Genomic DNA, 25078 nt, shown 5'->3' on the forward strand with positions numbered 1-25078 from the left:
GCGCGTGGGGGGGGGTGGGTTGGTGTGGGGGGGGGGGGGGCTGTGGGGCGTCACCCACGGCCGCCGGCGGGGGGGGGGGGGGGGGCGCGCGCCCCCCCCCCCCCCCCCCCCCCGCGCCCGCACGCTGTCGATGGTCGAGCGCGTGCGCGCCGCGCTGGACCGCATCGAGCGCATTCTGTCGCCGGGGGTCTATGCGTTCGTGTGGATCAGCCGGCGCGCCGGCGCGCTGCTCGACGCGCTGCCTTGGGCGCGCTGGGGCGACGAACTCGAAGGCGGCGCGAAGCGCGTCGGCCGCGCACGTGTCGTGCTGCCGGCGGTGGTCGCGGCGGGCGCGCTGCTCTGGACCGTGGTCGGCACATCGCCGCTCGCCGCAGGCGGCCAGTTCGTGTTCTTCGCCGTGCTGACCGGAATCGCGCTGATGATCCGCCGCCTGCCGGGCCGCATGCCGGTGCTGATTCTCGCCTCGCTCGCGCTGCTCGTGATGGTGCGCTACGTCTGGTGGCGCACCACGCAGACGCTCGACTTCCGCACGCCGGGAGAGGCCATCGTCGGCTATGCGCTGTTCGGCGCGGAAGCCTATACGTGGATGGTCATGCTGTTCGGCTTCGTCCAGACCGCGTGGCCGCTGGCGCGTGCCGTCTCGCCCCTGCCCGACGACCCCGCCGACTGGCCGAGCGTCGATGTCTACATTCCGACCTACAACGAGCCGCTTTCCGTCGTGAAGCCGACGCTGTTCGCCGCGCAGGGCATCGACTGGCCCGCGGACAAGCTGCGCATCTACCTGCTCGACGACGGCCATCGCCCCGAGTTCGAGGCGCTCGCGCGCGAGGCGGGCATCGGCTACGTGACGCGCGACGACAACCAGCATGCCAAGGCGGGCAACATCAACCGCGCGCTCGCGAAGACCCAGGGCGAGTACATCGCGATCTTCGACTGCGATCACGTGCCGACGCGCTCCTTCCTGCAGGCGACGATGGGCACCTTCTTCGCCGATCCGAAATGCGCGCTCGTGCAGACGCCGCATCACTTCTTCTCGCCCGACCCGTTCGAGCGCAACCTGAGCACGTTCCGCCGCGTGCCGAACGAAGGCAACCTGTTCTACGGGCTCGTGCAGGCCGGCAACGACCTGTGGAACGCGACTTTCTTCTGCGGCTCCTGCGCGGTCATCAAGCGCGCGCCGCTGGAAGAGGTGGGCGGCATCGCCGTGGAGACCGTGACCGAGGACGCGCATACGGCCCTCAAGCTGCACCGGCGCGGCTACACCACCGCGTATCTGCCCACCGTGCAGGCCGCGGGCCTCGCCACCGAGAGCCTCGCGAGCCACATCAAGCAGCGCACGCGCTGGGCGCGCGGCATGGCGCAGATCTTCCGCATCGACAATCCGTTTCTCGGCCGCGGGCTCGGCTTCTTCCAGCGCCTTTGCTACGGCAACGCGATGCTGCACTTTTTCTATGGCATCCCGCGTCTCGTCTTCCTGACGATGCCGATGTGGTACCTCTTCTTCGGGATGTACTTCATCAACGCGGCCGCGACGACCATCGCGAGCTTCGTGCTGCCGTATATCGTCATCGCGAATATTGCGAACTCGCGCATGCAGGGGAAGTTCCGTCATTCGTTCTGGGCGGAGGTGTACGAGTCCGTGCTCGCGTGGTACATCGCGCTGCCCACCACGATCGCGTTCTTCAGCCCGAAGCACGGCAAGTTCAACGTGACCGACAAGGGCGGGCGCATCGACGAGACCTACATCGACTGGGCGATGAGCAAGCCCTATCTCGTGCTGCTCGGCGTGAACGCGCTCGCGATGGCGTTCGGTCTGCTACGCCTCGTGTCGGGCGCGGGCGACGAAGGCCCCACGATCCTGATGAACGTGTTCTGGACCATCTACAACCTGGCGATGCTCGGCGCGGCGGTGAGCGTCGCGCGGGAGGCGAAGCAGGTGCGCGTCACGCACCGCATCGCCATGCGCATGCCGGCGACGCTGGTGTTCCCGGACGGCAGCACGCTCGCGTGCAGCACGAGCGACTACTCGACCGGCGGTCTCGGCCTCGTCGTCGATGCGGACCTGCCGCTGCAGCCGGGCGACACGCTCGGCGTGGTCGTGAGCCGGGGTGAGCGGCAGTTCCACTTTCCGGTGCGCGTGACGCGCAGCGCAGGCTCGCATCTCGGCGTGCGCTTCGACGCGCTGAGCCTCGAGGACGAACGGCGCCTCGTGCAATGTACGTTCGGGCGCGCCGACGCGTGGCTCGACTGGGACGAGCGCACCGACGAGGACGCACCGCTCAAGGGGCTCAAGGAAGTGCTGCTGATGGGAGTCGAAGGCTACGTTCGGCTGTTCGAAGGCGCGCGTCGCGCGCTCGCGGCAAGACTCGCGCCGGAACGCGCGCCATAAAGATTCGGCCGTTCGTGCCGAAGAACAGCTGCGAACAAACGCATAGAAAATTCGACGATGACGTTCTGGAACCTGTATTTCATCATCAAGCTGGCATTGTTTTCGACGGGCCACCTGAAGCCGCTGTGGTTTGCGAACATCGGCTTTGCGGTCGCGCTCGCGGCAAGCTCGCCGGTGCGCTCGCGTGCGATGCGCGCGTTGCGGCTCGTCGCGGGCCTCGCCATCGGCCTGCCGCTCATGTACCGCGAGGCAAACGTGCCGCCGTTCGCGCGCGTGATCGAGGAGTTCGGGAACCTCGGCACCTTCAGCTTCGGTTACTGGATGGAACTGCTGCCGCGCTTTCTGCCGCCGATGGTGCTCGGCGTCGGGCTGTGCGTCTTCGTCGCGTACCTGATCGTCAACCGCTGGCTGCGCGTCGCGACCTTCGTGATGATCGCGCTCGTCGTGCTGCCCATGTGGCAAGGGGCGAACGCCGTGCTCGCGCGCATGCAGGCGAATCCGCAAGGCGCGGCGGCCGTCGCGGCCGCACAGGCGAACGGTCAGCCCGCGGGCCCGGCCGACTACGAGGCGACGCTCGCCGCGTTCCGCAAGACGGAGGCGCCGCGCCAGGTGGCGTTCGGCCATCTCGCCGCCGATCCCCAGTCGCAATTCGACGTGATCGTGCTGCACATCTGCTCGCTCTCGTGGGATGACCTCGATGTCGCGAAGACGCGCAATCATCCGATGCTGTCGCACTTCGACTATCTGTTCACCGACTTCAGCACGGCGGCGAGCTACAGCGGCCCGGCGGCAATCCGCGTGCTGCGCGCGTCGTGCGGCCAGCAAGCGCACGCGGACCTGTACAAGGACACGCCCGCGCAATGCCATCTGATGGCGGATCTCGCGCAAGCGGGCTTCACGCCGCAGGTCGCGTTCAATCACGACGGCCACTTCGACAACTTCACGCAGGTCGTGAAGGACAACCTCGGCGTGCCCAACGTGCCGTTCATCTCGAATACGTCGGTGCCGGTCGCGATGCACGCGTTCGACGGCTCTCCGATCATGGACGATTACGGGACGCTCGCCCACTGGTATGCGCAGCGCGCGCAGGTGCCGGGGCCGGTCGCGCTGTACTACAACACGATCAGCCTGCACGACGGTAACCGCCTGCCCGACAGCAAGCTGTCGAGCCTGGATTCCTATCCGATTCGCGTGAACAAGCTGATGAGCGACTTCGACCGTTTCGCGGATCTCGTCAGCCAATCGGGCCGGCGCGCGGTGATCGTCTTCGTGCCGGAGCATGGCGCGGCGCTGCGTGGCGACAATAACCAGGTCGCGGGCCTGCGCGAGATTCCGACGCCGAGCGTCGTGCACGGGCCGGTCGGCGTGCGTCTCGTGGGCTTTAACGGCGATCACGGACCGACGACGGTCATCGATCAGCCGACGAGCTTCCTCGCGGTGGCGCAACTGCTGTCGAACCTCGTGTCGAACAGCCCGTTCAAGCCCGGCGTGACGCTGTCGCAATACGCGGCCAGTCTGCCGCAGACGCAGATGATCGGCGAGAACGAAGGGACCGTCGTGATGAAAACGGCGGCGGGCTATGTCGTGAAGACGCCGGACGGCGTATGGGTGGAGCAGAAATGAGCGCGGAGACCGGCACGCTCGACGCTCAGGCGCAGGCGCGCGGCGTGCATGACGTCGCGGCGCTCGCCAGGAAAGTGAGCGGGTTCGATGCCGGGCGCTATTTCGATGCGCAGGCGCAGAATGAATATCACGGCGCGCTCGAGCGCTGGCCCGTGCTTGCGCGGCTCATGGGGCTCGCGCCGCCGTCCGCGGCGCAGAAAGCGCTTGCCCCGCGCGAAGAAGGTACGGCGCGAACACCCGTCCCTTACGCTTCCGAAGCCTGCCCTTGACGGGAACGAGCGACCCGGCAGGGATGAGTCGAACACTGTCCGACGCATGGAACCGGCCTGCGAATTCGGAGAGTCTTTATTCATGCCATCGGCGGCCGTCACCGATCCTCGGGGATGACCTGCCAAAGCGGATCGGGCGACACGGCTATCGCGCCCAAGAACGGGCGGTCGTGCGACAGGATCAGCAACACGGTCGTGGCGAGGCTCGCGCAGAACAGGCCGATCGCGAGGGCGGACGTCAGGCGGTTTTCGCAATGAATCAGGGCGATCGCGAACACGAGGCAGGCGGCGAGAAAACTCAGGCATAGCCACTTGACGCCGCTGACTTCGGAGCGGCTCACCAGAATGCGCTGGCGACGAGCTTCGAGCGCCTGTTCGAGCGACACCGCCACCTGGCGCTGCGCGGTCTGCTGTCCGGGCGTGTTCGCCGGCAGCGAGAGCGTGAACTGCAGCGCCTTGTTCAGTGTGGGCGGGCTGATCTTCAGCGTGGCGGCGCCTTGCGCCATCGACGTCCATTCGATCGTGGCCGTGTACTCGATGTATTCGCGGATCAGCGATCGCAGTCGCATCTGCGCGTCTTCCGGGAAAACGGCGGACAGGACGACCACGGAGCGAAGCGCGCCGGCTTCCGTGTCGACGGCGGCGTTGGCCTGCGCCGTATCGTTCCAGACTTGCGCGGCGGTAAAGGCGATGAGCAGGCCGAAGATGACGCCGATCGGAGAAAGCAGGCCGGGCGAAAGCGCGGTGAACGACCGCCGGTGCCCACTCGCGGCGAGCCGGCGGCCCACGAAGTGGATGCCCGCTCCCACGATGCCGACCGCGCCGAAAACGACGACGGTCATTTGCCATAAGGGAAGGCTATGCAACCAGGTGCTCGTCATCGGGCGCGCTCCGCGGACACACGACGAATGGACGCAGACCTCACGGCGTCCCGGCCAAACAGAAAGCACATTTAATCACAAGCGGGGCCGGCTCGACGCCCGCGCGGCCGACGGCCCGTGCGTCACTCGGCGTCTTCGAACGTGCCCGTGCGCACCTCGCCGTCGCGGACATAGCGGGTGATGAGCACACCGCCGGGCGTCTGCGTCGAATGCGCCAGCGTGAACGCGGACACGTGGGCGTCGTCGCCGAACATGCGCTTGCCGCGTCCCAGCATGACGGGATAGATCAGAAGACAAAGGTGGTCCACGAGGCCGGCCGCGAGCAGTTGACGCACCATGTCGCCGCTACCGAAGGTCAGCAGGTCGGGGCCGTCCTGTCGTTTGAGCGCGCGGACCGCGTCGGCGAGATCGCCTTGCAGCGCGCGACTGTTCTCCCAGTCGAGATCGTCGGGCCGATGCGTGGCGACGTGCTTCGCGACACGGTTGAGCACCTCGGCAATGGTGCGGCTCTTCGAATCGGCCGGGACGTGCGGCCAGTACGACGCGAAGATGTCGTACGTGCAACGTCCGAGCAGCAGGTCGAACGGCTGCGCGAGCAGGCTCTGCACGTGCTCGCCGATGGCTTCGTCGGCGTAGGGCACGATCCAGCCGCCGAGACGGAACTCGCCGCTCGGATCTTCTGTCGGGCCGCCGGGGGCCTGAGTCACGCCATCCAGGCTGATGAAAGCGGAAACGATGAGCTTGCGCATGAACGTTCTCCATGTTCGCGGACGCGATCCGTTTTTATAGACGACGAACGAAGCGCCGGAAATCGACAGGCTATCGGGTCGACGACGCGCAGCCGCGAGATATCGAATCGCGAGCGCTCTTCATCGAGATTCGCCGCGCCGGGTTTTCGCTTTCGACGCGCGGCGAAACACGCTCACGCGCGAGTCAGTGCCCGAGCCCGCTCGCCGCGAGCTGCTGCTCGACGTATTGCGCAAAGAGCAGATGCATGCGCGTCGTCGGGTGAAGATTGTCGGCGAACATGTAGGTCTGGTCCGCATTCGACGAGACGTAGGTCGCCGGTGAGCAGAGCAGCGACGTGTCGTGCGGAGTTCTCGATGCGTCGCAGGCCTGCCCGGTGTTGGACACGGTGAATCCATTGGCCTGATAGTTCCCGATGGTCTGCGTGGTCCATGCGTACGAGTCGATCACGATGACCTTGCCTTGCAGACCGTTGGATTGCAGGGCGGCGTTCAGCGTCGCATTGAAAAGCTGCGACAGTTGCGTGAGGTTGCCACCGCCATCCGACGACTTGATGCCATCGGGCGAAAGGCCGATATTCGGCACGTTGACCACCACGACATGCGCGGCTCCGCTCTGCACGATCTTCGCGACGAGTTGCGCGAGCGTGGTCGCCGCGGTCTGCACCGTCGCGTTTGCGGCGGGCGGACTGCCCGCGCGCAGGACGTCGTTCGCGCCGGCCCAGACGAGCACGAGCTGGCCGGAATTGAAACTGCCGTGAGCGGACAGATAGCTCGAGATTTGCTGATTGACCGGCATTTCGACATCGCCGATCACGTCGGTGAGGAATTGATTCTGGTCGGCAGGTGTTGCGACCGTCGATCCGCCTTGCGCGTACCCCAATCCGCTTTGCGGCTTCAATTCGTGCCCGAGGTCGATCGTGAACGCGGCAGTGAGCGTGTCGCCGTAATACTGCGCGACGTCCTGCGTCCAGACCTGGCCCGGATTCGTCGTGAAACGGCCGCCGCCGACCGCGCTCGCGACGGGCGCATACGTGCCGACATCCGACAGGCTGTCGCCGAACGCCACGACCTGCAGCTTGACGCCGCCCGCAGGTGCCGACGAAGTGCTTCCGCCCGAGTCGCTTCCGCCCGAGTCGCTTCCACCGCCGCATGCGGTAAGCAGTGCAATCAGCGCGGCAGAAATTGCGTGACGAATGCCGGGTGTGATTCGGATATGACGCATCGCTCCTCCGTGCCGCCCTTGGCCGGGGCGGGTTTGCCCCTCGGTGGCGGTTCGCCGCGGGCGCGCGTGAGTGGCGGCCTCGACCATCGTTAAGCAAGAAAGATGCGCCACGGGTGCCACGCCGCGCCGACGGAACCGATGCGCGTGCTGTGAGGGCGCTTCGAGCGTTGATGGCTCGCTGAACGGGCGAGCGATTCGGCTACCATTGGCCGACGGCTCGTTCGGATTCCGGCCGCGAGGACGGCAAAGCGGATCCCTGTATCGATCTTGCTGACGACCCCCGCGCGCTGGCGCACCTGCTGCGCCGACTTCGCCTGGCCCATGAGACGGCGCGCACGCGCGAAGCGCTCACTCATGGCGATGTCAGCCCGAAGAACATGCTGCTGGGATCGGCCGGGCCGGTGTTGCTGGACGTGCTGGTCGCGTCGATCGAAGCGGCGGGGTTCGTTCCGGGCGCGGACGTGGGCATCGCTCTGGATATTGCCGCATCGGAGTTCGGCAAAGGCGGGCAGTACACGCTCGGGCTGGACGACGTCCGGTTCGACACCGACGCGATGATCGAAAAATTGTTGAAGTGGATCGAGCGATACCCGATCGTCTCGATGGAAGACCCGCTGTCGGAAGACGATGAAGCGGGCATGATCGCGTTCACGCGCGCGGCGGGAAGCAAGGTGCAGATCGTGGGCGACGACTTTCTCGTTACGCGCGCCGCGCTCGTCGATGAAGCCGCCACGAACGTAAACGCTCGCCGCGCTAGAGGCCGCGCGAAGAAACGGCTATGCGTCGATTGTGTCAGCGAGATCGGGGGAGACCGAGGACGTCACGATAGTCCACCTCGCGACCGGCTGGAACGCGGGGCAGTTGAATGTCGGAGCGTTCTCGCGGGTCGAGCGCATGGCGACGTGGAACGACGGCATTCGTATCGAGGATGGTAGGGATGCGCCGGCGAGGTTTGCTTGTGCGTCGGTGTTGTTTCGAGGCTGAAGGGTTGCGCGTTGCGCGGGCGGGAAGCGCCTTCCATTGCCGAGGCGCATGGCGCAGAACTCCAGGGGCGCCTCGCTCACCGGAAAGGATTCGGACTATTCTGAAAATTGAAGATCCCGTAATATCCACGAGTTTTTAATCGTATGTAATCCTTCGCAAAACATTCGGACCGCGAGATTTCGAAACATCCTGAAAGAGCATTTTTGGGTAATAATTCCCGGCGCTAAACGGCGCCACTTCAGGGAGCTTCTTTCGCATGTCGATGGTCGTACCGGGTCAGGCATACAGCTTGACCCTCAAGCCGCAACCGGGGCCGATTTCGGTCCTTCGATTCAATGGCCGCGCAGACATCAGCGCGCTGTATGAATATCGAATCGAATTCACGAGCCCCGCTGCCGACATTCCGATGGATGAGGTTGTAGGCAGACCCGCGACGTTCACCATCGAACCTGTCGATCCAGCGCAAGGTTATCTGGAGCAGATGTTCGGGTTGCGCTGGAAAGATTTCAGCAAGATGCCGTTGAAGTACGCGACTCACGGCATTATCCAGCGCTTCGAGAACCTCGGTTCATCGGCCGACGAGACGCGGTATCGTGCCACGCTCGTGCCCAAGATCGCAGATTTGGCGAGAGCGAGGAAGAGCAGGCTGTTTCAGAAACAATCGGTGGTGGAGATCATCACTGACACGTTGCGCCACTACGGCTATCGCTTGGGCGTCGATTTCGATTTCAAGAGCCTGCGCGGCAAATACAAGCGATTCGAATACGTTACTCAGTTTCACGAAACCACATTCGCTTTTATTCAACGGCTCTGCGCTGAATCGGGGATCTGGTTCCGCTTTGAGCAGAAGCACGATCGCACGGTCATCATCTTTGGCGATGATCTGGATGCGTACGCCCGCAAACAACGTGTCGTGCCGTTGCGCTCTCATTCGGGCTTGGAAAGCGCAGGTGCGGAGTCCATTCGGTCTCTACGGACCATCACGCAGCGCGTGCCTGAAGCAATTCAACTGAACGACTATAACCATCGTCAGTCGGATGTGTCGCTATTGGTCGAGCAGAACGCTGCGCCCGGCGACAAGACCACGGATGGCGTGGATAACCACTGGGGCGAGCATTACGAGACGCTGGAAGAAGGTCGCGAAATCGCGCGCCGGCGTCATGAAGAGCATCTGGCCACGCAGATCAGCTACCGGGGCCGGGGCAATCCCTTCTCGCTCGAAGTAGGCGAGGTGATGGGGCTTGACGTGAATCCCAAGGATGCGCCGCACGGGTTGTTCGTCACGTCGATCCGCTGTGGTGGTGGACGTGGCACGTCGTACTGGACGGCGTTCCGTGCGATTCCGGCGGATCGTCGGTGGCGCACGAGCATCGACTCGGTCAAGCAACCGAAGATCGAAGGCATTCTTCCGGCACGAGTCGATTCTCCCGGAAAATACCAATACAGCTGCCTACGACACGCTGAAGACGTACTTGATGCTCGCGCATCCCGAGCACGCCGATGCCGCGTTCCTGAGCACGCAACTGCTGGCGACCAACGCACCGGCGCGTCCTCAGAATGCGTCGATCACGCCCGGCACCTGGGAAGACGTGCGCCAGCATGTGATTGCGTTCTATGCGAGCCACCTGAAGCGCGACGCGACAACTGCAATAACGCCAGACGTCGGACTTGTGGCGTCCGCCCGTCAGACGATCGTCGGGGTGCGGGGCTTGCAGAACTCGACCGATGCGATCTACCAGCAGATCATTGAGGAAGCGAAACCGAAGTACCCACCGATCACGCTGGCGACGCTCCTGGGCGATCACCCGAGCCGCGGCCTCTTCAACACGACGGCCACCGTCGCCGGCGTATTCACCCGCGCCGCATGGGACGAGCGCATCCCGAAAGCAATCGACGAAGCGAGCGAACATCGCACCGTCACAGGCGACTGGGTGTTGTTCGATGCGAAGATCGACAACACAGCGCCCTCTACGCTCAAAGCCGAACTACGCCAACGCTACTTCGATGACTACGCCCGTGCCTGGGCGCAGTTCCTGAACAGCATCCGCTGGCAAAGCACGTCATCGCTGTCGGGCACGGTGGATCAGTTGACGCTGCTGGGCGATCCTCAGCGTTCGCCGCTCGTCGCGCTCATGAACGCAGTCGTCTATCAGGCGAGCGCGGGTGCCTCGACGCAATCGCTGTCGGACAATCTGATCTCGAAGGCCCAGTCATGGGTTGGCAAAGACGAAAAGGATCCGTCCAAGCAGGCGCAGCCGCAACTCGCGCCCCTTGCTGCGGCGTTCGGTCCGATCCTGCGATTGACCGGCGCCGATCTCACCGCGCCCGTGCCCGCGAACGGCAAGACGTCCGTACAGACCGCCGCCTTGGGTGAACTGAGCCTCCCTCGCTATCTGGAACGTGTGACGGCGATGCGCCTGAAGACGCAGCAGATGATGCAGAGCGCCGACCCCGACGCGATGTCGCGCGCCGCCGCCCAGGCGGTGCTGCAAGGCAAGACGTCGGACATCGCCGACAGCCGCGACTACGCGAGCCGTCTGGCGGCCAGCCTCGGCGAGCAATGGTCCGGCTTTGGCAAGCTCTTCGAAGCGCCGCTCGATCAGACATGGCAAGTCGTCGTGCAGCCCGCTTCGTCAAGTCTGAACGACATCTGGCGCACGTCGATTCTGGCGGACTGGAATCGTGCCTTCGGCGGGCGCTATCCATTCGCGAACTCGGACAACGACGCCTCGTTGCCGGACATGGCGCGCTTCATGCGCATCGACAACGGCGTGATTGCAAAGTTCGTCTCGACGCAACTAGCGGGAGTGATCGAACTCCAGGGCGATCACTGGGTGCCCGCACAGGGCGCGAACCAGGGAGCGCTGACACTCGATCCAGCGTTCCTCACGGCGCTCAACACGCTCACGCGTGTCTCAACCGTGCTGTTTCCTACGGGCGACGCCCGCCTACGCTTCGAACTGCGCGGCGTGCCCACGCCGGGCATCACGGACATGAAGCTCGTGGCATCCGGACAACAGCTGCACTACTTCAACCAGATGGAGCAGTGGGTGCCCTTCGAGTGGCCGGGGCAGGCGCTGGACAACAACGCTCAGTTGCAATGGCAAACGGAGGAGGGCGGCCTGCGCTCGACGATGTACGCGCAGGGCCGCTTCGCGCTGATTCGCTTGTTCGAACGCGCGAGGGTGACGCAGCAGGACAACGCGCGTTACGTGCTGTCATGGATGCCCGATCAGGGGCTGAGCCCGCCGCTTTCGGTGCAACTGCGTGCAGAGGCGGACGCAGGGCCGCTGAATGTGCTGCAGTTGCGTCACTTCACCCTGCCCACGCGGATCTTCGTGACGAAGACCGCTGCAGACAAACCAACAGGGCCGACACCTCCGCCTCTGCCGCCGGGCGCGCTCGCCGCCGCGCAAAAGGTCGGCGTGCCCTTGCCGGAGACGAAATGATGTTGGCTGGATTGTTGAAGACGTTGCTCCCGTCGCGCGATGCAGAGCAAATGAACCGTGCGCGACTCGAAGCATGGAGCGGATGGCTCACGCCATTGGCAGGCGATGTCGCTGTCGGCCGCGACCCTGGCTACGAAGACGCCTTTTTCGAGCTGAAGGATGAAGCGGGCAAGCTGTCCGATATCGACGACGTCCTGATCATCCGCTCCTGCGAGCAACTGACCATGGATGTCGGCAAGGATCTGCGCGTCGCGGGTTTCTACGCGTTCGCGCGCCTGCGCCAGGACGGCACGGCCGGTTTCGCCGACGGGCTGGAGCTCGCCGCCGCGCTGATCGATCGTTTCGGCGAAGCGCTTCACCCCGCGCGCGCCGAAGCGAAGAAAGGCGCGCTCGACATGCTCGCGACGACGCGCATCCTCGATCTGCTCGATGCACGCGGCGCATTCGCACCCGCCGATCTGGCGCGCGCGATCGCCGCGCTCGATGTGATCGTCGGGCGCACGAACGCGTGGAACGACGCTGCGCGCCCGAATCTGCAGACGCTCGTCGCGCGTTTCGAGCGTAAGGACGATGCGGTCCAGAGCGCCGAGCCGAGCGCGACCGCTCCCATTCCGGTCAGCTCGACGCTGCCGGCATCGGGCCCGATCGCCTCCACGCGTGATCTGCTGGATCAGGCGCGCACGATGGCCGCCTGGCTGCGCGATCAGGAGAACGGCTATCTGCCATCGGCGCGGCTCGTGCGCGGCATCCGCTGGGACACGCTGCATGAAGTGCCGCCCGCGGACGCCAGCGCACGCACGCGGCTCGTGCCGCCGCGCAGCGAGATCCGCCAGCAATTCAAGCGGCTCGTGCTGCAGAAGCAGTGGAACGAACTGCTCGAACGCGTCGAAGGCGCATTCATGGAAGGCGTCAATCACCTGTGGTTCGACCTTCAATATTTCCAGCACGTGGCGCTGGATAACGTGGGCGCACCTTACGCCGCATGGCGCGATCTGCTGCGCGCCGACTTCGCCCTCTTTCTCGAGCGCTTGCCCGGCATCGAGCGGCTCGCCTTCAACGACGGCACGCCCTTCGCCGACGACACCACCCTCGAATGGATCGCGCGGCACGCAGTCGTGCGCGATCTGGAAGCGGGCGAGAGCGTGGCGACGTTGCCCGTGTCCGCCGATCAGGACGGCGCGACGAGCGACTGGCCCGAGATAGAGGCGCAGGCGCGAGATCTCTCGACGCGCGAGGGCATCGAAGCCGCTTTCGCGTGGCTCGAGGCGCTGCCCGGCATGAAAACGGAGCGCCATCGTTATTTGCAGCGGCTCGTGATGGCGCGCGTCGCGGACAACGCCGGGCGCGTCGATACGGCGCTCGCCCTCCTGACGGAACTCGACATTGCTGCCAACGCGTTGCCGCTCACCCGTTGGGAGCCGGCGCTGATCTTCGAGGTGAAGCAGCAACTGATGCGTGCGCTCAAGGCGCAAGCCACGCGCAAGGACGCCGACAAAACTGCGCTGGCAAATCGTGTCAACGAATTGCGTAACGAACTGACCGTGCTCGACCCGGCGCGCGCCCTGACCTTGTCGTAACAACCCAATGAATAAAGACACATCGATCGACGTCCACAACGACGCGGCTCAACCCGACCCGGTCCTGCGCTACTACGAAGCCGAGATGCGCTACCTGCGAGAAGCGGGCCGCGAATTCGCGCGCGCGCATCCGGACCGTGCACGCATGCTCAATCTCGATCGCGTCGGCGACCGCGATCCGTATGTCGAGCGCCTCTATGAAGGGTTTGCATTTCTGACCGGGCGGCTTCAGCAAAAGCTCGACGACGAATTGCCCGAACTCACCGAAGGCCTCGTGAGCCTTTTGTGGCCGCACTACCTGCGGATGATTCCATCGCTTTCGATCGTGGAGTTGAGTCCGCTCGGCGAGAAACATCAACGCACCGAGCACGTGCCGGCGGGCGTCGCGGTGCGCTCCGCGCCGATTCCTGTCGGCAAGGATTCGAGCGACGGCTCGTCCGCGAAGACCGTGCAGTGTCTGTATCGCACGACGCAGCCGGTCGATCTGCATCCGTTGCGGCTGTTGCGCGCAGGACCGTCGGTGCGCCACGATGGCCGCTCGGTGATTCGCCTGGCCTTCGAGCTGGACCATTCGGCCAATCGCAAGGAAACGGATCTCTCGCGCCTGCGCCTGCACCTGAGCGCGGATCTGCCGACGGCGTTTGCCATGCATCTCGCGCTCACGCGTCAGGTGCACGCGATCGAATGGCGCATCCCCGAAGTGCGCGATGGTGAAGCGCTGCCGCTGGCTGGCGTGACGATCGAACCGGCGGGTTTCGCGCCCGGCGAACGCCTGTGGCCCAAGTCCGATGCCGCGTTCTCCGGCTATCAACTGCTGCTCGAATATTTCACGTTCCGCGAGAAGTTCCTGTTCGTCGATCTGTGCGGGCTCGACCTCGACGCGCTTCCCGAGAATTCGACGCACTTCGAACTGGAGATCGTGCTCGACCAGACGTATCCTTCCGATCAGCGCTTCAGCAAGGACAACGTCAGGCTCTTTTGCACGCCGGTCATCAATCTGTTCGAACTGGATGCTGAGCCGGTCGTGATCGATTATCACGAGACCGAGTATCGCGTGGTGCCGGCAGGGCATCAGGGCGAGCACGTCGAAACCTATTCGGTCGATGCGGTCGAAGCGTTCGATCACCTCACCTCCGAGCGATACGAGTACGTGCCGTTCGCAACCTTCCGGCATCGCGGCGGCATGTTGCGGCACGAATCGCCCGAACGGTATTTCCATACACGCGTGCGCCCGGGCATGGATGGACTGCACGAGACGTGGCTGATCCTCGGCGGCAACGCATGGGAAGCCATGGACGACTTGCCCGAGGAAAGCGTGTCATTGAGAGTAACCGGCACGAACGGCATGTTGCCGCGCAAGGGTATGCGCGAAGCGCGCCTCGACGAGCTCGCGGAAAGCACGCCGAACGTGGCAGGCGTGAGGAACCTCATCGCGCCGACGCTGCCGCTGTATCCGCCCACGGGCGACCGCTTCCAGTGGCGCGTGCTCTCGCATCTGGCGCCGAACTTCCTGTCGATGATGAACGCGGAAGTGCTGCGCGGCGCCCTCGCGCTTTACGACTGGACCAATGACGAGCTCAATCGACGGCGTCTGGAGGGCATCCTGCACGTGTCGGAAGAGTTGCTCGAAGAGGTCACGGGCGGGGCGGTGGAGCGCGGCGTGCTGATCGAAGTAACGCTCGACTCGCAAGCGTTCTCGGGCGAAGGCGACGTGATGCTCTTCGGCGAACTGCTGCATCGCTTCTTCGAGCTGTACGCCGAGGTCAATCTGTTCACGAAGCTCGCGATCGTGAGCCTGCCGACGCAGGCGCGCATCGTTTGGCCGCGCAGCAAGACGCATCGGGTGCCGCTATGAAGCCGCGCGTTATTCCCGACGTCGAGCCCCTGGTCGCGGCGCTCCTTGCGCGCGCCCCGCGCATGAACTTCATGCAGTTGTGCAGGCTGCTCGAAGCACGCGCGCCGGATCAGCCGGGCTTCGGCCAGCGTGACACGCCCGAACACGAGCCAGTGCGATTCCGGCCACGCCCACGGATGGGTTTCCCGGCGGGCGAGATCGCAGGCGTCGAGTTCGACGACAGCGACGACGACTACAGCGCCCCCTTGCCGCCGACCGTGCGCACGACCTTCATGGGTCTATACGGCGTGGACGCGGTGATGCCCACGCACTACCTCGACGATATCGTCCAGCGCGAGGAAGGACACGAAGCGGTCGAAGCGTTTCTCGATCAGTTCAATCACCGCATCGTCACGCTGCTGTACCGCGCGTGGAAGAAGTATCGCTATCCCGAGACGTTCCGCCACGGCGGCGCGGATGCGCATTCGCGCAATCTGCTGTGTCTGGCGGGCCTCGGATGGGGTAACAAGCCCGCAAGATCGGGCTTGCCCGATGCGCGCGCGCTGGCGCTGCTCGGGTTGATGATCCAGCGCACGCGTACACCGGAGGGACTGGCGGGCGTGGTGGCGTTGGGCGCGCCGGGCATCGATGTGCGTGTCGATGAATTCTGGCCGGTGGCCAGGCGCGCGGGCAAGGCGCAGCCGTTGACGGCGAAACGCTCGAACGAAAGCGACAAGCGAGGCGGTCTCGGCGGTGCCTACGTCCTCGGCAAGCGTCTGCCTTATCGCAGCCGCGCGGTGCGCGTAACGCTCGCCCCGCAAGACGCGCAGCAGGCGCGGGACTTGTTGCCCGGCGCATGGCTGCATCGCGATGTCATGGCGCTGCTCAAGCTCTATATCGGCACCAAGGCGGACGTTCATCTGCGTATGCAGATGTCGTCGCGCTTCGCGCCGGAACCGGCGGTGGGCAAGCAGCGGACCGAAGTCGCGCCGCGTCTCGGCTGGACGGTCGTGCTGCCCGCGCAGCAAGAGCGCGTCATCACAGTGGAACTGGGCGTGTGCGAGGCGTTTCCGTCGCCGCAGCACAATCCGTATCTGCAACATCGCGCCGCCTGAAAGACCAGCAACCATGTTGAATCGACAAACAATGGCCCTCGCGGCCTCAGTGCTCGTGACGCTCTCACTGTCGGGATGCGGCGCGTGGCAAGCCGCTTCCGACTCGACGGTGGCCGCCTACGACACGGTGTTTCACAACCGCGGCAAGACCGTCGACGTCGATCTGACCGCATGCGCGGACCCGAATCAGGATGACGCGGGCCATGCGAGATCGGTCGCGGTGCGCGTCTATCAATTGAAGGACCGCAAACGTTTCGATGACGCCTCGTACAACGACCTCCTCAACAGCGACAACGCCGTGCTCGCACAAGATGTGCAGGCGAGCATGGCGGCAGTGATCAATCCCGGCGGATCGGCAAGCACGTCACAGCCGATGGAACGGGACACGAAATTCGTCGCGATCGCCGCGTTCTACCAGACCGCCGCCAGGACAGGAACGTGGAAGCTCGTCGTCCCCAAAAAGAAGCTGCCCGACGATGCGCCGCTGAAGCTGACCGTGTCGGGCGGAACGCTCGACATCTCCGATGACCACACGAAAGCCGGCAAGAAATGACCGATGTCTCGTCTTCGGAAGGCAACCTGAATCTGGAGAGGCGGCGCGCGCGGCGAGCGCTTCTTCAAGACGGTTTGCAACATCTTCAAAGCGTCGCTCGTGAACGCAACGGCGAATGTCTCGATACCGCTTACTCTGGACCGCAGAGCTACTACAAATTCCGCTGCGCCGAAGGGCATGAATGGGAGCAGACGGCCGTCAAGACATTTCAGGGCAATTGGTGCAAGACCTGCGTGAGGCTCGAAAGGCAGACGCCGCTCGGCGTGATGCACGCAATCGCCGCGTCGCGGGGGGGACGTTGCCTCTCGGTGGAGACGCAGACGGCCAAAGGCATATTGACCTGGAAATGCCGCCTGGGTCACGTGTGGGAGGGCCGGCCGGAAAGTATCAGACACGGCGCCTGGTGTCCGGAGTGCGCCGCGCTTGAACGCCAGAAGCTCCGCGCGAATCACGTCCGCGACGCGGCGCTGCAATCTCGAGCAAGAGCGGCTGCTGCTGACCCATCACTCCATCCCGCATTGGCAAGATTGCGTGAATACGCATCCAGGCTCGGATGGCGCTGTCTCGCTCAGGCATGGTCCGGCTACTACACGCACTACGAATTCGAATGTGCGAACGGTCATCGACAGATGCGCGCAGGGGCGCAATTCCTGTTCGGCAAGCGTCATCGTCCTCGATGCGCTCAGTGCGAATCCAGTCAAAAAACAACGTAGCGAAAGCAGGATCACGAAACGATGCAAAACAGATTCAACGCTTCAGGCAGTCGAAGTTTCATCACGTGCGCGCGCGGGCGGCTTGTCACGGCGGTCGCCATCGCGACCCTTGGGCTGTCCGCCTGCGGCGCATGGCAGGCCACGAAGGACAGCACCGTCGACGCCGCGCAATGGCTCTTCACGACGCAAGTCAAAACGATGAACGTCGATCTCGACGCGCGCGCCGCATTGAACGAAACCACGAGCGGTCGGCCGCTCTCGACCGTCGTGCGGCTCTACCAGTTGAAGGACTCGAAGACCTTCGCGCAGCTCGAATACGTGCAGTTGCAGAACAACGACCTCGAGTTGCTCAAGACGGATCTCGTCGCGACGAAAGACGTTGTGATCCGTCCCGGCGCGAGCGCGAGCATCAGCGAGCCGATGGACAAGGACGCCGGGTACGTCGGTGTGGTGGCGTTCTTCCGTGCGCCGGGCAGCGACGGCGTATGGAAGCTGCTGATTCCGAAGCGGCAATGGAAAGACACAGATCCGGTGAAGATTCATGTACAAGGAAACCGGCTCGCCTATGAGGGCGCGAAACCCAGGCCTGTGACACGCGATACGCCGCAGCAGTCCGTCCCCGCTGTGGCAGCGTCGGCGGCATCCGGTGTTTCGGAGGCTTCGGCGGCGGCCAAGGCTGCGTCGCCAAGCCTCGAGTCCGCGGCCGATTCGGTCAAGAGTGCGAAAGCGGGCGCGAGCGCCGTGGCCCGCAGCGCCGGCGGACTGCTCTCGAACTGAGCCGTGTCTGAATCTCAACCTTTACCACCACATCAGGAAGCAAGATGAAGCAGTTCCTCTCTCTCACCGCGTGCGCGCTTTCGATATCCCTCTTGGCAGGCTGCGCCACCGGACCGGATCGCGACAAGGAAATCGCCCTCAATCAGCAGGTGGGCATCGAAGTGACGCAAACGACCGAGGGCGTGCAAGTGCGTCTGCCCGACCGCGTGCTGTTCGACTTCGATAAATCGACGCTGCGCAGCGATTCGGGAACCGCCATCCAGCGCGCGGTCGTGCTGCTCGAGCGCAGCAAGAAGTCCGTGATCGTCGAAGGGCACACCGACAATACCGGCACGCACGAGTACAACCGGGCGCTCTCCGAAGAGCGTGCGCAGACCGTCGCGAGCGCACTGGAGGAGCGGGGCATCGCGTCCTCGCGCATCGCCACGAAGGGTTTCGCGTATGACCGGCCGGCGGCGAGCAACGACACCCCGGAGGGGCAGGCGAAGAACCGCCGCACGGAAATCGTGGTGATCGGCGAGTCGCTCGACGCGATCATGGGCAAGGCGGCGACGCGGAATTGACGAAGGCTGCGGTCGGCGCATGCTGAACGTTCATGCCGACGAACACATGCGCCTGAGCGCTGCTCACCAGTCCGATACCGAACACCGTAGCGACAGCGACATAACCGATCTATTTCATGATCCTTCTCCGGGAAACGCGGTGCGGCGTGTTCGCGCATCGGTCGAGAAGGATTCTGGACGTCGGGAATGAGCGCATGAGGGCGGCCGCGCAACGCGCTCATTCAGTGCCGCAGTCGTTGCAGGTGTTATCGATATACCTGGCGGGCTTTCCGCGCTCCGGCGGGCTGACCTGCATATAGCCGCCGTCGAGGATGTTATGCCGCACGACGTTCCCGCTATAGTCCACGCCGCCCTCGCCATTGGACCCGCCGGTGATATTGCCGCCGTTGATCATGCGGTTGCATTCGAGGACGTTGCCGCCGGAGTCCTGCGTGGCGTCGTTGTTCTCGGGACCCATGCGGCAGTTATCGGCCAGATTGTAGGCAACGCGTCCTTTGACCGACCCCACCAGCGCAATGCCGTAAAGCGGGCAGTTGGCGAACGAGTTGAACACCAGCACGGCGCCGGTTCCGCCGCCTTGCCCTTCGGTCTGAAACATCGACTGGCCGAAGAAGTCGCGGAAGCTGTTGCCCGCGAGCGTGAAGTTGTCCACCGCGCCGTTGGTCTGCACAGGAATATCGTAGTGTCCGGGTTTTTCCCAGTCACGGATGCGGGTCGGATTGGCACCCACGAAGTTGCAGCCGACGAGACTGTTCCCCGTCGACGGACCCTCGAAGTTGAACATGTTGCTGTCCTCGCGGACCGTCTTTTTGAGCGTCGCGCCGGGCTCGCACTGGATATGCCGGTGACTGGCCGTGATGACGACCGTGTGATTGAGCAGATACGTTCCGGCGGGCACGAGCACGTCGCCGGCATCGACCGCGGCCTGGAACGCCCTGGTGTCGTCGGTTTTGCCGTCGCCGGTCGCGCCGAACGCCTTCGGGCTGCGCGGGTCGACCAGTTTGGGCGGCGTGAAGGACGTCTCCGGGCAACTCGCCGTCGCCGGGACGGGCGAACGGGTGAGGCTCGCGCGATAGCCGCCGCTGTCGCGCCCGTCTCTGAACTCGCGCCACCAGCGCATGACGTTGCTCAATGTAAGGCGATCGAGGATGCGGCCATCGTCCCAGGCAGCGTAGACCGTCTGAAAATGCCTCGTCACGCCTGGCGTATCGATCACGAGCAAGGAAACGACAATCACTATCACGCCAACCACGATCGATTTCTTCATTTACATCCCATGCACGCTTTGATTTTCACGATGACGAGGCTTCGGTAAGGCGTCTCGCAGCCGCAACTCTCGCACCTATGATCGCGGACTTCTGCCCGGTAGCACACCAGGCGAGGCGCGAAAATGCCCGCGCAAAACTGCATCATCGCGCGCCGGTGGCATGGCGAACAGTCCGACCGTTGCGTTTGATGCACGCTCCCTCGGTGCGCAGGCGGCCAGCCGGTCCTGCGCGGATCGAGATCCAAATTGCCGGAGGAAGTGTGCTGACCGCAACAGTGCAATCGCTAAGAGAGCGTCTGCTTGGCGTTCATCAGGACCACAAGCGCATAGCAAGGAGCGCCTTCGTCCTGCTGATATTCGTGCTCGCCGGGAAGTTCATCGGCGCATCGAAGGAAATGGCGATCGCGTATCGGTACGGGATCAGCGGCACCGTCGACGCCTATCAGCTCGCGCTCACGCTCGTCACCTGGCTCCCCGCGACGATCACGAACCAGTTGAGCGTGCTGCTCGTTCCCGCGCTCGTCGCGCTCAGAAACGACAAGGCCCGGCAGAACCAGCTTCTCGGCGAACTCGAAGGAGCGGGGCTTGCCATCGGCATCGTGTTTTCGCTGCTGCTGTACTTTTTCTGGCCTCACATGGTGGGCTTCTTCTCGGGAAGCCTCGCCGAGTCGACGCGCGAGATGTGCCGTCAAATGGTCGTCGGCATGACGCCGGTCGGCGTGCTGGCCTTCACGATCTGTATCTCGGCGGCGCGGCTCCAGGCATCGGAGAAGCACATCAACACGCTGCTGGAATGCGTGCCGGCCATTGCACTGCTCGTCTTCGTGCTGAGCGCGCGCGACAACACGTCGGTCATGCCGCTCATCGTGGGGACGACGATCGGCATCGTGATTCAGGCGGCGTGGCTGCGGATTCTCGCGAAACGCGCCGATGCCGTGCCCGCGCGTCCGCGTCTGTCGCTGCGCGCGAAGGAATGGCCGGGCATGACACGCTCGATGGGCATGCTGCTGATCGGCTCGGTGGTCGCGAACCTTTGGCTTCCCGTCGATCAGTATTTCATGGCGCATATGGGCGATGGCGCCATCGCGACGCTCGGCTACGCTAACCGCCTGCTCTCGCTGCTCGTGAGCATGGGGGCGATCGCCATCAGCCGGGCAACGTTGCCGATTCTTTCGGAAATCCTGCATCGAGGCGATCATGCGCGGGCGCGCAGCACGGCCATCAAATGGTCGTTCGTGATGCTGGCGGTGGGATCGATCGGCGCCGCGCTCGCCTATCTCCTCGCGCCGTATGCGATCAAGCTGTTCTTCCAGAAGGGCGCATTCACGAGCGAGGACACGATTGCGGTCACGAGCCTCTTTCGCTTCGGGCTTTCGCAGATACCGTTCTCTTTCGGGATGTGCGTGCTGATCCAGTTGTTCGCAAGCGAAGCGCGCTACAAGGCCATCACCGTCATCTCCGTGCTTGGCTTCGCGACCAAGCTGGCCGCCAATGCGGTGCTGATTCGCTTTTACGGTCCGCTGGGCGTGCCGCTCGGTACCGGCGTGGGCGCAGCCAGCGTGCTGGCCTGCTATCTCTTCTGGACCCGCTTCGCGCCGCCTTACGTCGGAACCGGCGAGCAAAGGTCATAACGGCCGCTGGTCGTCAGCCGCTCATGTCTGCGAGCGGCTGACGATCCGGCCACTGCTTCTCACGCGCCCCGCACCATGACGCCGTGACCGCGGCGCTGCACTTCCGACTCGTCCTCGACGCTGTAGTCCCTGTCCAGCACGGCCGCGGCGGCATAGACGCCCGGTTCCTCGATGACGCCCGCGTGATTACCCGGCACTTCCGCGACCGTCAGCCCGCCGCGTGCAATCTTGCGATACAGCGGCAGCGGGTCGCCCCGGTCCTCGTCGCGCAAGGCGGCGCGCACATAGACGATCCGTCCGCCCGCATACGGCTTCGGCCGATAGTTGTTCATCGCGGTGCGACACGTATCGCGCATGCGCCGCAACACCGGCGGCATCGGATCGGCGAGCGGCGCGGCCTGCGCCTGCGCCTGCGGCACGCGGCCGAGCCGCATCGATACCTTGTTCACGGCGGCGCGAAACTTGCCCGCCGCGAAAGTCACGCGCGCTTTCGGCGGCATGCCCGAGAGCGTCTTCCACAGCCGGCTCGCATAATCGCGCCGGAATTCGAGCAACGAGAACCACGGCAGCCAGCGCTCCTGGACGTAGGTGTCGAGCAGGCACACGAACTCCGTCTGCTCGCCCGCGCCGAACAACTGCTGCGCGATTTCGAGCGCGACCAATCCGCCGAAGGAGAAGCCGGCGAGCGCATAAGGCCCGCTCGGCTGTACCTTGCGAATCTCCTCGACGTACGTTTTCGCCATGTCCTCGACGCGGCGTTGCGGCGGCGTTTCACCGTCGAGTCCGAGCGCCTGCAGACCGTACACCGGACGCTGCTTGCGCAGACTCCCGATGAGCTGGGTGCATTCGAGCACCGAGCCCGTCACGCTGTGCACGAAGAAGAGCGGCGCGCCGTCGCCTTCGCGCATCGGCACGAGCACTTCCGATGTCTGTGGCAGCGCGCCGTTATCGATCACGTCGGCGAGTTTCGCGATGGTCGGCGCACGCAGCATGGTCGCAAGCGGAATCGGGCGTCCGATGATCGGCTGCAGTTCCGCGAGCAGCCGCGCCGCCAGCAGCGAATGCCCGCCGAGCTCGAAGAAATTGTCGTCGCGGCCGATCGGTGCGAAGGCGAACAACTGCTCCCATTTCGTCTGCAGCAGCCGTTCCAGTTCTTCGCGCGTGGCGTAGGACTGCGGCGATTCGGCCGGGCGGGGTTGCAAGGCGGGGTGCGCGCGGATTGCATCGAGCGAGGCGGGATTGCGCAGCGCGGCGGCGTTGGTCACGTCGAGTCCGTTGACCGCGTTGCGCACCGCCGCTTCAGTGAGCTTGCCGCTATGCGTGACCGGCAGGTCGTCGACGGCCGCGATCACATCCGGCACGTGCGCCGCGGACGTGCGGCGCACGAGATCGCGGCGAATCCGCGCGATCAGCGGCCCGCTGAGCCGCGCGCCCGGCTTCAGCGTGACGAGCAGCACGAGACGCTCGCCGACGGGATTGCCCGGTCCATCGGCGTTGGCGGCATCGCGCATGCGTTGTTGAACGACGATGCCCTCGCGTATCTCCGGAATATCGTTCAGCACGCCGTAGATCTCGCCCGGTCCGACATTGATGCCGCGCACGACGAGCACGCCATCGCTGCGCCCATGCATACGCGCGGTGCCTTCCGGCGGAAGCTCGATCTGGTCGCCGTGTGTCCATACGCCGGGATTCGCGCTGAAATACGCCTTGTGGAACCGCTCGCCGTCCGGGTCGTTCAGGAACCCGAGCGGGCGCGACGGGAACGGATTCGCGCACACCAGTTCCCCGGTTCCTTGCGTGCGCGCTCCGTCGCGCCACGCCTGAACGTCGAATGCGAGGCTCTTGCACTGCGCTTCGCCCGCGTACACGGGCAGGTTCGGATTGCCGAGCACGAAGCAGCCGAGGATATCGGTGCCGCCTGAAATGGATTGAAGCCGCAGCGGCTTCACGTTGTCGCGCACCCATTCGAACTGGGCGTCGAAGAGGATCGCGCCGGTCGACATCATCGCGCGCAGGGCGCTCAGGTCGAATTCGCGCGATGGCACGAGTCCGGCGTCCTCGCACATCTTCAGGTACGCGGGGCTCGTGCCGAACACGTCGACGCGTTCTTCGGCGACGAGCCGCCACAACGTATCGACCGATGCGATCGGCCCGTCGTAGGTCACGATTTCGACGCCCGATGCGAGGGCCGACAACTGCCAGTTCCACATCATCCACGCGCAACTGGTGTGGAAGAACATGCGATCGCCCGGCTTCAGATCGCAGTGCAGCCGGTGCTCCTTCAGATGCTCGATCAGACTGCCGCCCGTGCCATGCACGATGCACTTGGGCTTGCCGGTCGTGCCCGAGGAGAACATGACGAAGAGCGGATGATTGAAGCCGAAGCGCTTCCATTCGACGCGGCGCGGATCGCCGGCGGCGAGCAGCGCCTCGAGCGATTTGACGGGCGGCGCGGCGCGCACGGCCGACGGATCGCCGTCGAGGCAGACGACGCCCGCAAGCGTTGGCAGCGCGTCGGCGAGGATCGACAGCTTGTGCGCGAGCGGCGTGCCGGTGTCGAAAGACTGTGCGGCGGTATGCGCGAACAGGAAGCGCGGTTCGAGTTGCGTGAAGCGGTCGAGCAGCGTTTCGATGCCCATTTCGGTCGCGGCGGTCGACAGCGTCGCGCCGATCGCGGTCACGGCAAGCGCGGTGACGATCGCATCGGCGTCATTGCGCATCACGCCCGCGACGCGGTCGCCTTCGCGCAAGCCCAGTTGGGTAAGCGCGTCGGCGAGGCGAGCCACGCGCGCGCGCAACTCGCCGCGCGTGAGATGCACGCGGCGTCCGTCGGCATGGCAGGCGGTGAGCGCGGGCGCATCGGCGGGTGCGATGGAAAACCCGAGCAGGTTCTCGGCATAGTTCAGCTTGACGTTTGGAAAAAAGCTTGCGTGCTCGCATAGATCGCCGACGCACACGGGCTCCGCTTCGCCCGACCACTGCAGTCCATGCGTCCATTGCATGAAGCACTTCCAGAAAACGCGAAAGTTCCTGACCGAGAAGTCGTGCAATTCGCTGTAGCGCGTGAAAGGCTGACCCGTGTGTGCCTGCAGCGCCGCGGTGAACGCGGTCATCTGTGACTGTGCGGTGCGAACGGGGTCGTGGTCGAAAATCGGCAGACGTGTTCTCGCCTCGTTGGGCGATTCCGAACGATCCATGAAATGCTCCCTCAGCGGTTATGGCAATACCGGGTCCCTTCGGCTTGCCTTCTGTTTTTTCTTGACTCTTCGAGTTATGCGCGGCGCCTCTGGGCGCTCTGATTCGTCGAGGTCCGATTCCGGGCGGACGCGTGTCATCGACGATGAAGCGTATCGAGCCGAATCGCGCCGTAATGTGCGCAGAGGAACAAAAGACGTGGGCTGGCTGAAGGCGTCTGTCGGAAATCGGTAGGATTGACGCGGCTGTTGTGCAACAGATTGGAGAACGAACTATATGCTTGCAAT

Annotated in this window: 16 protein-coding genes and 4 pseudogenes; 15 read left to right on the forward strand and 5 right to left on the reverse strand. The window is 64.5% G+C overall.

All coding sequences use genetic code 11. From position 1 onward, the window contains the following. The 3 genes and pseudogenes from bcsA to bcsR form a co-directional block, all read left to right on the forward strand. On the forward strand, positions 1-2389 hold a 2389-nt coding region (gene bcsA / locus NCS58_RS25805), incomplete at its 5' end, for a UDP-forming cellulose synthase catalytic subunit (RefSeq protein WP_409241829.1). Positions 2390-2446: 57 nt separating this feature from the next. Further along, a complete protein-coding gene (gene bcsG / locus NCS58_RS25810; protein ID WP_061116253.1) occupies positions 2447-4012 on the forward strand; it encodes a cellulose biosynthesis protein BcsG in 1566 nt (521 codons plus the stop codon). Continuing rightward, positions 4009-4191, forward strand: a pseudogene (gene bcsR, locus NCS58_RS25815) (BcsR/BcsP family cellulose biosynthesis protein); the annotation flags it as partial. The gene bcsG and the pseudogene bcsR, both read left to right, overlap by 4 nt. Positions 4192-4379: 188 nt before the next feature. On the opposite strand, the gene NCS58_RS25820 reads toward bcsR, so the two are convergent. From NCS58_RS25820 to NCS58_RS25830, 3 genes are all read right to left on the reverse strand, one after another. Continuing rightward, positions 4380-5162, reverse strand: coding sequence for a DUF4239 domain-containing protein (locus NCS58_RS25820; RefSeq protein ID WP_061116254.1), 783 nt, complete (start codon positions 5160-5162; stop codon positions 4380-4382). Between the two features lie 122 nt (positions 5163-5284). After that, positions 5285-5911, reverse strand: a complete 627-nt coding sequence (locus NCS58_RS25825) for a dihydrofolate reductase family protein (RefSeq protein ID WP_061116255.1) — start codon at positions 5909-5911, stop codon at positions 5285-5287. 184 nt (positions 5912-6095) lie between these two features. Beyond that, positions 6096-7133 carry an SGNH/GDSL hydrolase family protein gene (locus NCS58_RS25830; protein WP_061116515.1) on the reverse strand — a complete coding sequence of 346 codons (1038 nt, stop codon included), beginning with the start codon at positions 7131-7133 and terminating at the stop codon, positions 6096-6098. A gap of 377 nt (positions 7134-7510) precedes the next feature. Between NCS58_RS25830 and NCS58_RS25835 the strand changes: the two are divergent. The 11 genes and pseudogenes from NCS58_RS25835 to NCS58_RS25885 form a co-directional block, all read left to right on the forward strand. Then, positions 7511-7807: pseudogene (locus NCS58_RS25835) on the forward strand (phosphopyruvate hydratase); the annotation flags it as partial. Positions 7808-7922: 115 nt separating this feature from the next. Then, positions 7923-8117: a hypothetical protein gene (locus NCS58_RS25840; RefSeq protein ID WP_250477792.1), complete on the forward strand. Its 195-nt coding sequence runs from the start codon at positions 7923-7925 to the stop codon at positions 8115-8117. 256 nt (positions 8118-8373) lie between these two features. Continuing rightward, positions 8374-9570: pseudogene (locus NCS58_RS25845) on the forward strand (type VI secretion system Vgr family protein); the annotation flags it as partial. Continuing rightward, positions 9563-11566: pseudogene (locus NCS58_RS25850) on the forward strand (ImcF-related family protein); the annotation flags it as partial. The pseudogenes NCS58_RS25845 and NCS58_RS25850, both read left to right, overlap by 8 nt. Then, a complete protein-coding gene (gene tssA / locus NCS58_RS25855; RefSeq protein ID WP_061116262.1) occupies positions 11563-13143 on the forward strand; it encodes a type VI secretion system protein TssA in 1581 nt (526 codons plus the stop codon). The pseudogene NCS58_RS25850 and the gene tssA, both read left to right, overlap by 4 nt. 7 nt (positions 13144-13150) lie before the next feature. After that, positions 13151-14998, forward strand: coding sequence for a type VI secretion system baseplate subunit TssF (gene tssF / locus NCS58_RS25860; RefSeq protein ID WP_250477793.1), 1848 nt, complete (start codon positions 13151-13153; stop codon positions 14996-14998). Continuing rightward, entirely contained in the window at positions 14995-16092 is a 1098-nt protein-coding gene (gene tssG / locus NCS58_RS25865; protein WP_250477794.1) for a type VI secretion system baseplate subunit TssG, read from the forward strand. The genes tssF and tssG overlap by 4 nt, the downstream gene beginning before the upstream one ends. Before the next feature lie 31 nt (positions 16093-16123). Next, on the forward strand, positions 16124-16645 hold the full coding sequence (tssJ, locus tag NCS58_RS25870; protein WP_311394679.1) for a type VI secretion system lipoprotein TssJ: 522 nt from the start codon (positions 16124-16126) through the stop codon (positions 16643-16645). Next, positions 16642-17358, forward strand: a complete 717-nt coding sequence (locus NCS58_RS25875) for a hypothetical protein (RefSeq protein WP_250477795.1) — start codon at positions 16642-16644, stop codon at positions 17356-17358. The genes tssJ (NCS58_RS25870) and NCS58_RS25875 overlap by 4 nt, the downstream gene beginning before the upstream one ends. A 21-nt stretch (positions 17359-17379) precedes the next feature. Beyond that, positions 17380-18135: a type VI secretion system lipoprotein TssJ gene (gene tssJ / locus NCS58_RS25880; protein WP_061116266.1), complete on the forward strand. Its 756-nt coding sequence runs from the start codon at positions 17380-17382 to the stop codon at positions 18133-18135. Between the two features lie 44 nt (positions 18136-18179). After that, positions 18180-18698 (forward strand): OmpA family protein, encoded by a 519-nt coding sequence (locus NCS58_RS25885; RefSeq protein WP_061116267.1) that lies wholly within the window; start codon positions 18180-18182, stop codon positions 18696-18698. Positions 18699-18915: 217 nt separating this feature from the next. On the opposite strand, the gene NCS58_RS25890 is transcribed toward NCS58_RS25885, so the two are convergent. Next, entirely contained in the window at positions 18916-19965 is a 1050-nt protein-coding gene (locus tag NCS58_RS25890) for a glycosyl hydrolase family 28-related protein (protein WP_061116268.1), read from the reverse strand. 260 nt (positions 19966-20225) lie between these two features. Between NCS58_RS25890 and murJ the strand changes: the two genes are divergently transcribed. Then, positions 20226-21596 (forward strand): murein biosynthesis integral membrane protein MurJ, encoded by a 1371-nt coding sequence (gene murJ, locus NCS58_RS25895; protein ID WP_250477797.1) that lies wholly within the window; start codon positions 20226-20228, stop codon positions 21594-21596. Between the two features lie 59 nt (positions 21597-21655). Here the strand turns inward: murJ and NCS58_RS25900 are convergent, their stop codons facing one another. After that, the gene (locus NCS58_RS25900; RefSeq protein ID WP_250477798.1) at positions 21656-24793 is read right to left on the reverse strand and encodes an acetoacetate--CoA ligase; all 3138 of its coding nucleotides are present in this window, start codon (positions 24791-24793) and stop codon (positions 21656-21658) included. Positions 24794-25078: the final 285 nt, after the last annotated feature.

This window comes from Caballeronia sp. INML3B, assembly GCF_023631305.1.
Classification (GTDB): Bacteria; Pseudomonadota; Gammaproteobacteria; order Burkholderiales; family Burkholderiaceae; genus Caballeronia; species Caballeronia turbans.

Excerpts from the sequence above, each read along its gene's own strand:
- bcsG (WP_061116253.1), top strand. The coding sequence starts at position 2,447 with ATGACGTTCTGGAACCTGTATTTCATCATCAAGCTGGCATTGTTTTCG.
- NCS58_RS25820 (WP_061116254.1), bottom strand. The coding sequence starts at position 5,162 with ATGACGAGCACCTGGTTGCATAGCCTTCCCTTATGGCAAATGACCGTC.
- NCS58_RS25825 (WP_061116255.1), bottom strand. The coding sequence starts at position 5,911 with ATGCGCAAGCTCATCGTTTCCGCTTTCATCAGCCTGGATGGCGTGACT.
- NCS58_RS25830 (WP_061116515.1), bottom strand. The coding sequence starts at position 7,133 with ATGCGTCATATCCGAATCACACCCGGCATTCGTCACGCAATTTCTGCC.
- tssA (WP_061116262.1), top strand. The coding sequence starts at position 11,563 with ATGATGTTGGCTGGATTGTTGAAGACGTTGCTCCCGTCGCGCGATGCA.
- tssF (WP_250477793.1), top strand. The coding sequence starts at position 13,151 with ATGAATAAAGACACATCGATCGACGTCCACAACGACGCGGCTCAACCC.
- tssG (WP_250477794.1), top strand. The coding sequence starts at position 14,995 with ATGAAGCCGCGCGTTATTCCCGACGTCGAGCCCCTGGTCGCGGCGCTC.
- tssJ (WP_311394679.1), top strand. The coding sequence starts at position 16,124 with ATGGCCCTCGCGGCCTCAGTGCTCGTGACGCTCTCACTGTCGGGATGC.
- NCS58_RS25875 (WP_250477795.1), top strand. The coding sequence starts at position 16,642 with ATGACCGATGTCTCGTCTTCGGAAGGCAACCTGAATCTGGAGAGGCGG.
- tssJ (WP_061116266.1), top strand. The coding sequence starts at position 17,380 with ATGCAAAACAGATTCAACGCTTCAGGCAGTCGAAGTTTCATCACGTGC.
- NCS58_RS25885 (WP_061116267.1), top strand. The coding sequence starts at position 18,180 with ATGAAGCAGTTCCTCTCTCTCACCGCGTGCGCGCTTTCGATATCCCTC.
- NCS58_RS25890 (WP_061116268.1), bottom strand. The coding sequence starts at position 19,965 with ATGAAGAAATCGATCGTGGTTGGCGTGATAGTGATTGTCGTTTCCTTG.
- NCS58_RS25900 (WP_250477798.1), bottom strand. The coding sequence starts at position 24,793 with ATGGATCGTTCGGAATCGCCCAACGAGGCGAGAACACGTCTGCCGATT.